Consider the following 12,314-nt stretch of genomic DNA (forward strand, 5'->3'; position numbering starts at 1 on the left):
AGGAGCAGCTCGATCCGCTCCCGCGCCGTCAGCTTGCCCTTGGCGTGCTGCGCCTCGGTCGCCTTCTCGCTGGGGCCCGCCAGCGCCTGCGCACGGATGCCGTGCAGCTCGGCCACCCGGCCGCGGATGTCGGCCGGCCCGGTGTCGACCGGAGCGGAGGCAATCGTCGTTGACATGTGGTCAGGTTCCTTCCTGGAGCACCAAGATCCGTCACTGCCAGCTGCGCGGGGCCCGGTAGGAGTGCGGCCTCCTCCACCACCGGGAGCCGTTGACCGGACGCCCGGCCTCGCTCTCCTGCGCCTCCGCGCACAGCGCGAGCAGTACGACAGTGAGCGCGGCCAGCTCCTCGTCGCTCGCGTGCCCGCGCTCGATGCGCAGCGCCGGTTGTGCTTGGTCCGAATCGCTCATGCCCCCTCCTCCAGCTCTGCGGACACCGTCGAACGAGCCGCTTGAGAACGGCTCCTCCCCGACTTGAGAACCGGCACAAAAACTTGCTTACGCCTTGTTTCCGGCATGAGTTCGGCCCCCGTCATCCGTCCCCCGTCACACGTCCCTGGCGCGCACGGACCGCAGCCCGCGGGCCAGGGCCTGGGCGCTCGCGGTGGCGCCGCCGACCCCTGTCATCACCACGGCCGCGGCCGGGCCGTGCTCGGCCGCCCCGCGCCGGGCGATCTCATAGGCGGCGCTGCCGCCCGGCCCGCATCCGCCGAGGACGAGCCGGCGGTCCGGGGCGAGCATCTCGCGCAGCACGGACACCGACACCTCCGCCGTTCCCTCCATGCGCAGGGCCACGATCCGTTCGGGTCCTTGGTGGTCACGGGCGAGGACCTCGTAGGCGCCGGTCGGCACACCCGGCACCCCGATCAGGCAGATGACGTCCGACAGCGGTTCCCCGGGACGCAGCACGGCCAGGGCGAGACCGCGCGGCGCGGGCGAGCGCGGAGCCACCCTGGGCACGTCGGAGCCGCGCAGCGGCTCCAGCACCTGGGCGACGGTGCACTGCAGGTCCCGGTGGTCGGGCAGGGAGCGCAGCAACTGCACGCACTGCGACAGCGTCGCGGAGGCGTCCCCGTCCGCCAGGCTCGCGCGGTCGTACAGACCGGTCAGCAGCAGCCCGCCCTCGGGGCTGTGCTGGGCGACGAGGGTGAACGGCAGGCTCGTGTCACCGCTGACGCTCTGCGGGACGTCCACCTGGATGCCCTGCTCCCGCAGTTCGGCGAGCAGCGCCTCCGGCAGTTCGGGCCGGCTGTCGAAGACGACGACCGTGTCGGTCAGGTCGGTGTCCTCGCCCCGGCCGCTCCAGGCGCGGACCCGGTCGGCGGGCACCCAGGCGTGCGCGATCAGGTCGAACGCGGTGTCGCGCACCTCGTGCAGCAGCTCCACCAGGGGGGCCGCCGGGTCGACGGTGACGGTCATCGGCAGCGCGTTGCCGAGCAGCCCGGGGATGCCCGCGGCGCCCTGCATCGGCACGTCCCGCCCGGACAGATGCACGCCGAAGCTGACCGGCACCGGCCCCTCGGCGCCCGACGCCCGGTACAGCAGCAGGGCCCACACCACATGCAGCGCGCTGCTCTCGCCGACGCCCCGCATCGCCGCCCAGGAGCGCAGCCGCGCGGTCTGCGGGGGCCTGAGGCGGCGTTGCAGCCGGCCGGGACCGGTGTGTCCGGTGGGGCCTCCGGGGCGGCCGGACCGGACGGCGACACCGGGGGCCGGCGCGGCCGTGGACCAGAACGCGCGTGCGGTGGTGGTGTCCTGACGGGCCAGCCAGCGGGCATGGTCGCGGACGTCGGGCCGCCGCTCGCCGCCGGGCAGGGTGCCGCCGCTGACGTAGGCCCGCAAGAACTCGCGCAGCAGGAGGTGGACGCCGCGCTCGTCCAGCAGGGCGCGGTGGTAGGTCAGCAGCACCCGCACCGGCGCCCGCTCGGGCGGCAGCCGGTCCTGCGGCGACCAGTTCTGCGCGAACCAGTCCTGCACCGCCGGCCCCGGCGCCCCCTCCAGCAGGGTCACCCGCAGCAGGCCCGGCCGGTGCAGGTCGAAGCCGCGCGCCCGGTCCCGCTTGACCAGGTCGCCCCAGGTGACGGTGGAGTGCGCATGGTGGACGACCTCGATCCGGGCCCGGTCGTGCAGGACCAGACGCGGTGCGGCCGTCCAGTCGAACGACGCCCGCAGCACGGCCTCGCGCTCGACGAGCGACTGCCAGGCCGTGGCGAAGCGGGACGTGTCCAGCGGCCCGGACCAGTTCCAGAAGACCTGCTCGACATGGCGGTCCGGCGACCCCGCCGCGGCCGCGAGGATCAGCTCGCGCTGGTGCCCCGTGGCCGGGACGATGCCCTCGACGCCGGGCAGCAGGGCCAGTACGTCGGCCAGCAGCTCGGCGGTGAGCGGCTCGTGTCCGCCGTCGCCGGGCGCGGCCGGCAGGAAGCTGAGGCTGTGCCGGTCGCCGTCGTCGTCGACGGTGACGGAGTACGCGCGGTGCCGCTCGGCCAGCCGCGCCGCCACGTTCTCGGCCTCCGCGGTGCCCAGCGGCCCGCACAGCTCCAGCACGACGGGGGACCGTGGCGCGGTGCCGCCCGGCTCGTGGACCACGGCGAGGACGGTGTCCTCGGAAAGGTGATGGCTGCTCATCCGCTGTCCCGGGTACCGAAACCCGCCGCCGCGGCGAAGAGGACCGGCTCCCTGCCCCCCTTTTCTGCTCGTTCCCGCTCCTGTTCGGATCGTTTCTGCGCGAGATACGCCGACTGCTGCGGCGCACTCGGCACATACGGCCCCGCCGGCCCGCGCGCCCCGCACGGCCCCTGCGGCACCCGCTCCCCGTACGGCACCGACCTCGTCGTCGGCCCCGCGGGAGGGCGTCCGCGCACTCCCGCCCCGGCCGCCCGCGAGGCGCGCCCGGGCTCGGTGTCCATGTGGTTCCTCATCGGTCGCCGGGTCTCCACCGCCCCGGAAAGCCCGGTACGCCCGAGGCCGGCGGACCGGCCTCGGCGAACAGGGCGGCGTCGTACGACGGCACCTGCCGGGCGGTCTGAGCCGGCCGGTGGGCGGCGCTCACGAGGTAGCGCCCCTGGACGAGATGGGCGGCGAACGCCCATGCGCGGGCGCCCTCCGAGTCCTCCGCCAGGGTGATGCGCCCCTCACCGTCGCGGCGGAACCCGAACGCGGCGAAGCGGCGCCGCATCCCCTGTCCGAGGGCCTTGGTGTAGGCCTCCTTCAGGGTCCACAGCTGCAGCAGCCTGAGGGTGCGCTCGGCCTCGGGCAGCACGGCGAGCGCGGCCGCCTCCTCGGGCGTGCACACATACTCGCCCAGCAGTTCCAAGGGCGCCTGCCGGCCGACGGGTTCGGCGTCCACCCCGATGGGGCCGGTGCCGCTGACACCGACCACGATCAGCTCGTCGGTGTGCGCGAGGCTCAGTTCGAGCTCCTCGCCGAGACCGCGCAGATGGGGCCGCCCGCCGGGTTTGTAGGCGAGGTCGAGGGCGTCGGGAGGCACTTGGAGCACCGCTCCGGCGGTGTACTTCATGACCAGGCGGGAGACGGCGAAGCGCAATCGCCCGGCGCTGGCACGGGTCTGCCGGTAGCGCGGCCAGTCGTGGCCGAGCAGCGCGCGCAGCCGGGGGTCGAGCAGGGTGACGGTGAGCCACTCGCCCCAGGTCGTGTGCACCACGGCGACCCCGGTGGACTCCACCGCGTCGGACACCGGCTCCCAGGGCCCCTCGGGACCGGCGAGGTGCAACGGCGACGGCAGGGGCACCGCGAGGTCCACCGGGCCGCCCGCGGCCCGGTGCCCTTGTCCCTCACGGTCCTCGGGCCCGTTCACCACAGCGACTTCGTGGCGTACACGTCGCAGTCGACGTCGCGTCGGCCGCGCTCGGCCAGCTCCGCCCAGACGTCCTCGCGCGGATCGGCCGGCACGGGCGGCCGCGGGACGCCGAGCCGTTCGGTGAGGCGGACGAGCGCGAGCAGGGCCCAGTCCGGGCTGCTGAGGAAGGTGGTGTGACCGGCCGCCCGGCGGACGCCGAGCACGGCGGCGGCCAGCAGCACTTGGGCCTGACGGTCCGCCAGCGCCCGTGCGGCGGGGTCCTCCGGGGAGGCGTCGGCGGCCTGCAGACAGGGCAGGCGCAGGGTTCGCCGCTCGGTGCGCAGCCGCCGGGCGGCGCGGGCGAGCGCGCCGTCCTCCCCTTCGGCCGGCCGGGCCGCCGCCGCGGTGGCCAGCGCGTCGGCGAGCACATGGTGACAGCCGGTTCCCTCGGGCAGCAGGTCGGCCGGGACGGCGGCCGCGTCGCCGATCCTGAACAGCGCGCCGGCATCCGGCGCGGACTCCCCGTTCTCGGCGAGGTCCGGCAGGGCGGCGACGAGCCGCGCCCGGCAGGCGGCCGGGTCGGGCCACTGCCCGCCGGCGGCGAGGTCGGCCCTCAGCTTGGCCAGCGAGCGCTGCTCAAGGCTGCCGGGCGCGAACCCGGTCTCGTTCAGGACGAGTTCGAGGTCGTTGTGGACGTCGGCCACCAGCTGCGGGACGACGTATCCGACCACGGCGGTGAGCAGGGCGGTGGCCTCCGCGGGCAAAACCAGGGAGCGCAGCGCCACGGTCGTCAGGCTCTCGCAGGCCAGCAGGTCGGCGAAGTCACCGGCGAGCGTGCCGTGCCACTGCCGGGCGGCCGGTTCGTGGTGGCCGAGCTCGTCGACGACGCGGACCGCGGTGCGCAGCACGGTGCCCGTCGCCGCGATCAGCGCCACCGGCCCGAGCAGGGCGGCCAGTTCGGCCGGCCGGCCGGGCGCCGGGCGGGTGCCGTCGGCCGCGGCGAGCAGCGGGCGGGTGCCCCAGGCGTGGCCGAGGGCCAGGTCCCGGCGGAAGAGCGGGCGCAGCACTCGTACCAGCTGGTCGGCACTGGTGTAGTGGCCGCCGGCGGCGCGGGGCCAGAACTCGGCGCGCAGGTCGGCGGGGGACGGCGGGCCCTCGGCGCCCTCCACGGCGCTCAGCGCGGGAAGGCCGTAGCGGTTGGCCGGATCGGCGGGGTCGCCGAGCTGTGCCTCCAGCCGTACGGCGCGCAGCGCCACCTCCACCGGCGGCGGCAGTTCGGCGTAGGCCGCCCTGCGCCGCTCGCGGGCCGGACGTGGCTCCGCGGTGGCGGTGTCGGTGTTCTCCCCGGTCGGAGCCGGTCGGGTGAGGGCCATCGCGGGCCTCCTCATCGCAGACGGCGGACGGCGCTCTCCGCGTGCCACTTGGCCAGGCCCAGCGCTTCGGTGCTCGCGCGGCCCAGCCACTCGCGCACATACCGGCGGGCGTCCGCAAGGGTGGCTTCCTCGCCCAGGACCGGGGCCACGGCCTCTTCCCTGAGCAGAACGTGGTGGGTGCAGCCGACCCGCACCCCGGACTCTTCGGGCAGCAGGTACCACTCACCGGCGTGCGCCGCGATCAGTTCGGGCGTGACCGTCTCCTTGAAGACGATCCGCCCGGCGTGCGGGAAGCACAGGCGTACGGCCTCGACGGTGACGGTCTCGCCGGTCTCCTCGGCACAGGTGTCCATGGCGGCGAGCTGCACGCCCGGCTGGTCCTCGGTGACGCTGGTCCGCTCGACGTGCGGGACGGTCTCGGCCCAGTTCTCGATCCGGTAGAGGAAGTCGTAGACGAGCTCGAAGGGTCCGTCCACCAGCACGCTGTCCTCGAAGGACAGCAGCAGTTCGTCGAGTTTCTCCCAGTGCTCGGCCATCTCCCGGACCCCGTCCAGCTGGGCCCTGAGTTCGGCCTCGGGGTCGTGGGCGGTGGACCGGTAGGGGCCGGCCGGCGGCAGGTCGTGCCGCAGGGTGACCAGGGAGCTCTCGTCGTCCTGGGCCTGCACGGTCCAGGCGCCGGTGGTGGGCGCGTCCGGCCAGAAGGTGTCCTGCTGCTCGAACTCGATGGACCGCGACTGCGGTTTGAGCACGCGTCGGGTGCGTGAGGAACGGACGTGGTCGGCCGTCACGTCCCACATGCGCAACTGCTCGGTGACCCCGTCGAAGTCCATCCGCTCGACGTGGACGTGGGAGGAGAGGAACACCGGCCAGCGCACGGCGTCGGCGAGCATGCCGTAGACGACACCGGCGGGGGCGGCGACGGAGATGGTGTGCTGGGCCGAGTGCCCTCGTTCGGACGGCATACCGATCCCCCCTCCTCCGTGTGTCCTCAAAAACTGCGTCGTGCGCCTAGAGCGGTGCTCGAACAAAGACGGAGGTGGCGCTCAAGGTCGCACTCGGCCGACCGGGCCTGTTGACGCACAGTCAGCCGATGGCCGTGAGCCGTCCGGACCCGGAGGCGGGCGGTACGACGCCCTCCGGCCCGGCCATGAGGATGGAACGCTGCAGCTTGCCCAGTGCGGGCGACGGTTCAAGACCCAGGGTGCGGACCAGGGTGGCGCGCAGCCGCTGGTAGGCGTCCAGCGCCTCACCGCGGCGGCCGGAGCGGTACAGGGCCAGCATGTACTGGCCGCACAGGCTCTCGTGGGTGGGGTACCGGCTGACGAGCACGGTCAGTTCGGCGAGCAGCTCACGGTGCCGGCCGAGCCGCAGATCGGCCTCGATGCGCTGGTCCAGCGCGCACAGCCGGCTCTCCTCCAGCCGTTTGACCTGCGTCTCCAGATGGGTTCCGGCGTGCACGTCGGCGAGGGCGGGGCCGGTCCACAGTTCGAGCGCCTCGCGCAGCCGCTGGGCGGCGCCGGGGTAGTCCTCGGCGTCCATGGCCCGGTATCCCATGCCGGCCAGCCGCTCGAACTCGCGGACGTCGCTGGTGCCTCCGCCGCTCTTGAGCAGATAGCCGCCGGGCACGGTCAGCAGGACGTCCTTGGCCGAACGGCCCTCTTCCGCGTCCCCGCTCTCCAGGGCTACGGTGATCAGCTCGCGCAGCTGCAGGATGTAGGTCTGCAGTGTGGGGCGGGCGCTGCGGGGCGGCTTGGCGCCCCAGAGCTCCTCGCTCAGCGTGTCCACGTGCACGACCTGGTCGGCGTCGAGCGCGAGCAGGGCTAACACCTGGCGCGGCTTGGGTGCCGTCGGGGTGATGGAGACGCCCTTCTCCCGCACGGCGAGTGTGCCGAGTATGTCGATGTCCACGCCGTCTCCCCGTCGCTGCTGGCTGCCTTAAAGCGGTTCCCTAGCAACTCGAGTAAAAAACAGCACGGGCGGTATGTCAATACCGTACCGGCCTCCCTGCTTGTCCTCTATCCGTACGCGAGACCCGCTCAAGACAGCCGGGATCTTCCCTGCTTACCGGGGCAAATAGGGCGCAAAAGCCGAACAAAAGGGCTACTACTGCCTGGACTTGACTAGACCATCACCAAACCATGTGCGCGGTTTTTGTTAAAGTCGCGTTCACTCGCTGTCGACCTCACCCATGGGCTTGACCGGCTTGACCAAGATCGCCTGGGGCGCGGCCGCCATCCGCGGCAGGATGAACGACCAGAACCGGGCCACCCGTTCCCTGGACAGCCACTCGCCGTCCACCTCACCGAGCGTCTCGAAGCCCACGGTCGCCGCGACGACGGCCGCCGCCGCGTCCTCGGGCGCGATGTCGGCCGCCAACTCCCCCGCGTCCTGCGCCTGGACGACGAGATCGTGGACCCAGGCGCACCACCACTGCGGCACCCCCGCCCCGCTGTTGCGCGACGGGTCGGTGCCGAGCTTGAAGCCGGCCCTGACGACGGGGTCGGTGGCCACGGCGGCGAGCAGCCGGCAGGTGGCGTTCACCAGTGACTGCAACAGGGTGTCGGCCGAGGACAGACAGCGTTCGGCCATCTTCTCGACGGAGTCCGCCGCGGCTCCCTCCACCTCCCTGGCCAGCACGTCCTTGCTGGGGAAGTGGAAGTGCAGGGCGCCGGTGCTCACTCCCGCGCGCTTGCTGATCACGGGCAGGGTGGCCTGCGCGTACCCCTCGTCGGCGAAGACCTCGGCCGCCGCGAGGATGAGGGCCTGGCGCGTACGGGCCGCGCGCACCTGTTTGACCATCGGTCTCCTCCTGGGGGCTGGAGCGGAACACGGAGTGCATCAGTCCGCTTCCCTCAGGGGCGTGCGGCGTTCCGTTTCAGGACATTAGCAAACCGCATGATTGGTAGGTTTGCCAGGGTGGGAGCTGTAGAACCCTTGTGCGGGCTTGATGGTCACACACCGTCAGACACCCTGCTCGTGTTGTGTGGAGTCGTCGATGATGACGCATGCGGGCGGACCAGGACTCGCCTCACAGTCGGCTCACAAAAGAGCGCAAGGGGTTTGCTATCCCGTCCCGGTGAGCCCGATGGCGTGGTCCGCCCGATCCTGTCGACCCGTCGAACGGATTCCACATCGCCACCGGGAACCCTCACACGCGAGGCAGCAAACCAGATGTCAGGTTTGTTGCGGTGCCGAAACCCCCGCGACCGCGGGGGGTGCCGCGGTCCTCGGGCGCGGAAACCGGCGCTCCGTCAGGCCTCGGAAGCCGCGAGCTCGGCCTGTCGGCAACGCTCGGCTTCCCTGACGACCCGGGCGCCTCTGTCGGGCGCGGTGTCCAGCCGGATGAGTGCCGCGGGTGTGGCAATGGCCGGCAGCATGTGGTTGTACAGGACCGAGACCCGGTCGCTGAGGTCCGCCCAGTTGGAGTTCGCCTCGGAGAACATCTGCGTCCCCAGCCAGGACCCGAGGAAGCATTCGGCCGTCTCCTGGGGAACGACGTGGGGCAGCACCTCGCCCCGCTCCTTGGCCTCGGTCAGCAGCTTGGTCGACAGCTCGATCCAGGCCGGCCACGCACTGCCGAACAGATCGCGCCCCTGCATGTCACCGGAGAGGCGTATCCCCGCCAGCAGGATGACGTCCAGGGGGATCTGATGGGCCAGCGTCATGCCGATGTCCACCCACTCCTGGAGCTTCAGCTCACGCGGCACCCAGTAGTCGTTGTCGATCTGGGCTCCGATCACACCGCGCGCCAGGGCCTCCTTGGAGTCGAAGTGGAAGTACAGGGCGCCCTTCGTGACTCCGGCCCGTTCGAGGATCTCCGCGATGGTCGCCGCCGTGTAACCGCGTTCGGCGAAGACGGTGGCTGCGGCCTCGATAACAGCACGACGGGTCCGTACCGCACGCTCTTGCTGTGCCACGGGACCCTCCTCCATTGAAAACAAAACCGAACACGACGTACGTTACCCCACTTCGCCCGCGCTTACCCGGGGGTGGACAGGAAGGAAGCCGATGATGGCCGGGAGTCGTCGGGTGACGCGTGTGACGGGCGGGGCCCCTGGTGCCGGGCAGCCACCGCCCGTCACTTGCCTACCGGCGTTCACCAGGCGGTGCGGCCTCCGTCCACCGGGAGTGTCGCACCAGTGACGAAGCTCGCGCTGTCACTGCACAGCCACGCGGCGGTCTCCGCCACCTCTTCCGGCTCCGCGGCCCGCCCCTGTGGCGCGGACCGATAGGCCTTCTCGGCCGCCGCGGGCGACACGGCGAACCACTCGTCGATCATCTCCGAGCGGGTCAGGCCGGGGGCGATGGAGTTGACCCGTATCCGGTGGGTCGCGTACTCCACGGCCGCGGCCTTGGTGAGCCCGATCACCGCGTGCTTGGAGGCGATGTAGGGGGCGGCCGTGGAGGAGGCGACCAGCCCGCCCACGCTGCTGGTGTTCACGATCGCTCCTCCCCCGCCCTGCACCATGGCCGCGATCTCATGACGCATGCAGTTCCACACGCCGCGCACGTTCGTCTCCATGACCAGTTCGTACGCCTCGTCCTCCAGGAGGTGCAACGGCACCTTCTCCACCCCCACGCCGGCGTTGTTGAACGCGGCGTCCAGGCGGCCGTAGCGCTCGACCGTGTGCTGCACGGCCCGCCGGACCTCCTCGCCGCGGCGCACGTCCATGGCGTGACAGCTCGCCTCGGCCCCCGTGTCGCGCAGCTGTGCCACGAGGTCCCTCAGCCGGTCCTCGCGCCGGGCCGTCAGGACGACGACGGCTCCCTGCCGCGCGAACACCCGCCCCGCCGCCGCTCCGATGCCACTGCTGGCGCCGGTGATGAGGACGACCTTGCCGACCAGCGGTGCGGTGCCCGCCCCGGTCATGACCGCGTCCGGGCTTCGGCGGCGAGGTGCGCCGGAATCGGGTCGCCGTGCCGCCACACGGTGCGCTCGGCGGCCTCGGCGTCGAGGGCGCGCAGCATCGCCTCGTCGATCTCGGACAACTCCCGCACCAGGTACCGGACGCCGGCCCGCCGCATGAGCTCCCGCTGGAATCCGTGCGCGAAGGGGCTGGGGTGGCCGATGAAGGGCACGTCCAGTTCCCTGGCCCGCTCGGCGACGGAGGCCGCGTCGTCGATGAAGAGCGCCTGGTGGGGGGCGAGGGAGAAGAAGTCCCGGGTGATCTCGCGAAGGCCTGGCCGGAAGGCGTTGGTGCAGATGTAGCGGGGCTCGCTGAAGTACGTGGCCCACGGCCCGAGATGACGCTCGAAGTGACTCTCGTCCAATCCGCCGTAGCACACGAGGTCCAGGCCGAGCGCACGCAGCCGCTCCAGAAGGGCGGCCGCTCCGTCGAGCAGCCGCACCGGCTGCTCACGAAGGTAGCGCTCGCGTTCCTCGAAGTAGGCGCGAAGCACCTCCTGCGGAGTGGCGCTGGTGCCGGTGACCTCCACGAACACCTGGGCGGCGACGAGTTGCGGCCGGGAGAGCAGGGCCCGTTCGAGTTCAGGCGTGTACTCGACTCCCTGGGCGGCGACGAGCCGGTGCATGACCGGGCTGAAGGTGTCGTTGAGCAGGACGCCGTCGATGTTGACGGCGGCCAGGCGGAGCGTGCTCAGTGCGGGGTGGGACACGGGGAGACCTCCCTGTGGTCGCGGGACGGGCAGGGCTCAGGAACGGGGTGCCAGCAGCACGGGAAGTTCCGTGTGGCCGCTGGATATGAAGGACTCGAACAGCCCCAGCTCGCGGGGCTCGACGGCCAGTTCGAGGTGCGGGAACCGCTCGAAGAGGGCGGGCAGCGCGATCATCGCCTCGCTCATGGCCAGGGGGCGGCCCAGGCAGTGGTGGACGCCGTGGCCGAAGGAGAAGTGCTCGTGACGCGTGGGGCGGGTGGCATCGAAGGTGTCCGCGTCGGGACCGTGCGCGCCGGGGTCGCGGCCGGCGGCGACGAGCGAGAGCAGGATCGCCTCCCCCGCGCGGATCAGGGTGCCGTCGAGGTCGAGGTCCTCGACGGCGAACCGGAGCAGGATGTTGGCCACCGGCGCCTGGGACCGCAGCGTCTCGTGGACCACCGCGTCCCAGGTGACACTCCCTTCCCGCACCAGCCGGAGCTGCTCGGGATGGGTGAGCAGAGCGCAGATGGCGTGATCGAGGAGATTGACGGTCGTCTCGTGCCCCGCCCCGATGATCAGCAGGAGGGTGTCCACGAGTTCCTTCTCCGTCAGTCCCTCCCCGTCCTCGTCGCGCATGGCGATCAGGGCGCTGGTGAGGTCGGTGCCCGGGTGGACGCGTTTGCGCCCGACGAGGTCGTTCATCAGCCCGTACAGCTCGGCCTGGTTCTTCTGGGCCGTCTCCGGAGTCGTGGTGGTGGTGAACAGCACGTCCGTGACCCGGTGGAGGTCGTCGCGCTCCCGGTCGTCCAGACCGAGCATCTCCGAGATCACCCGGATGGGCAGCTCGTAGGCGAACTCCTTGCGGATGTCGACGGGTTGGGCGGACGGCAGCCCTTCCAGCCGGGTCAGCAGCTCGGTGGTGATCTCGACGATGCGCGGTCTGAGGTCCACCGTGCGCCGCGCGGTGAAGGCGCCGACGACCAGCTTGCGCAGCCTGGTGTGCTCCTCGCCGTAGGCGGTGAGCATGCTGCGCACCGACACCCACATGGCCAGCGGCCACGAGTCGTCGACCTCGCCGTTGATCCACGCGGGCCAGTGCCGGTAGGCGTCCTTGGACACCCGCGGGTCGGCCAGCACCTGCTTGATCAGGTCGCCCCGGTTCACCGACCAGGCCAACACACCGCCGGGCAGGGCGACTTGGACAACCGCGCCGAGTCGCCTCAGCCGGGCCGCCTCGCCGTGAAGGTCCTGGCCGGAGGGATCGAGCACCACGGGAACGGACGGATTCTGCACCTGTTGCCTCCAAAACGGCGATCGAGCGTGAGGATAAAGAAAACCGCTGAACAGGTTTGTTACTGGCTGCTCAAATCAATCACGTAACGGTCAGGCTTGCCGATTTGTTGTTCAATGTTCTGAACGTCGCCTTGATCAGCCGAGGTTGATACAGGATCAAACCGACAGAAACGGAACCATTGGTTCAAGCGTTCTTCGGACACTTGAACAATCCTTTACCTGGTGGGCGATAGAAGAAAACCGGTCCGTCCGTATCT

The 12,314-nt window shown here is 71.6% G+C and carries 12 protein-coding genes and 1 pseudogene; all 13 read right to left on the minus strand.

Annotated elements, in window-relative coordinates:
* A pseudogene (locus tag ACZ4EG_RS45090) lies at positions 1-176 on the minus strand (methylmalonyl-CoA carboxyltransferase); the annotation flags it as partial.
* Positions 177-210: 34 nt separating this feature from the next.
* Positions 211-408, minus strand: coding sequence for an acyl-CoA carboxylase subunit epsilon (locus ACZ4EG_RS45095; protein WP_390713130.1), 198 nt, complete (start codon positions 406-408; stop codon positions 211-213).
* A gap of 135 nt (positions 409-543) precedes the next feature.
* Positions 544-2,625: a condensation domain-containing protein gene (locus ACZ4EG_RS45100; protein ID WP_467794849.1), complete on the minus strand. Its 2,082-nt coding sequence runs from the start codon at positions 2,623-2,625 to the stop codon at positions 544-546.
* Between the two features lie 289 nt (positions 2,626-2,914).
* Complete coding sequence (locus ACZ4EG_RS45105; RefSeq protein ID WP_467794850.1) at positions 2,915-3,817, minus strand: 4'-phosphopantetheinyl transferase family protein; 903 nt, start codon at positions 3,815-3,817, stop codon at positions 2,915-2,917.
* Positions 3,811-5,169: a hypothetical protein gene (locus ACZ4EG_RS45110; protein WP_467794851.1), complete on the minus strand. Its 1,359-nt coding sequence runs from the start codon at positions 5,167-5,169 to the stop codon at positions 3,811-3,813. Before ACZ4EG_RS45110 ends, ACZ4EG_RS45105 begins: the two co-directional genes overlap by 7 nt.
* Positions 5,170-5,180: 11 nt before the next feature.
* Positions 5,181-6,131, minus strand: a complete 951-nt coding sequence (locus ACZ4EG_RS45115; protein WP_453561871.1) for an SRPBCC family protein — start codon at positions 6,129-6,131, stop codon at positions 5,181-5,183.
* Between the two features lie 121 nt (positions 6,132-6,252).
* Positions 6,253-7,077, minus strand: coding sequence for an AfsR/SARP family transcriptional regulator (locus ACZ4EG_RS45120; RefSeq protein WP_453561873.1), 825 nt, complete (start codon positions 7,075-7,077; stop codon positions 6,253-6,255).
* 258 nt (positions 7,078-7,335) lie between these two features.
* Entirely contained in the window at positions 7,336-7,968 is a 633-nt protein-coding gene (locus ACZ4EG_RS45125) for a ScbR family autoregulator-binding transcription factor (RefSeq protein WP_453561874.1), read from the minus strand.
* Positions 7,969-8,420: 452 nt separating this feature from the next.
* The gene (locus tag ACZ4EG_RS45130; RefSeq protein WP_390713136.1) at positions 8,421-9,086 is read right to left on the minus strand and encodes a ScbR family autoregulator-binding transcription factor; all 666 of its coding nucleotides are present in this window, start codon (positions 9,084-9,086) and stop codon (positions 8,421-8,423) included.
* A gap of 179 nt (positions 9,087-9,265) precedes the next feature.
* Positions 9,266-10,039, minus strand: a complete 774-nt coding sequence (locus ACZ4EG_RS45135; RefSeq protein ID WP_467794852.1) for an SDR family NAD(P)-dependent oxidoreductase — start codon at positions 10,037-10,039, stop codon at positions 9,266-9,268.
* On the minus strand, positions 10,036-10,785 hold the full coding sequence (locus ACZ4EG_RS45140; RefSeq protein WP_467794853.1) for an HAD family phosphatase: 750 nt from the start codon (positions 10,783-10,785) through the stop codon (positions 10,036-10,038). Before ACZ4EG_RS45140 ends, ACZ4EG_RS45135 begins: the two co-directional genes overlap by 4 nt.
* A 36-nt stretch (positions 10,786-10,821) precedes the next feature.
* A complete protein-coding gene (locus ACZ4EG_RS45145) occupies positions 10,822-12,057 on the minus strand; it encodes a cytochrome P450 family protein (RefSeq protein WP_467794854.1) in 1,236 nt (411 codons plus the stop codon).
* Positions 12,058-12,116: 59 nt separating this feature from the next.
* On the minus strand, positions 12,117-12,260 hold the full coding sequence (locus ACZ4EG_RS45150) for a hypothetical protein (protein ID WP_467794855.1): 144 nt from the start codon (positions 12,258-12,260) through the stop codon (positions 12,117-12,119).
* Between the last annotated feature and the right edge of the window lie 54 nt (positions 12,261-12,314).

This window comes from Streptomyces sp. NPDC025638, from assembly GCF_055558775.1.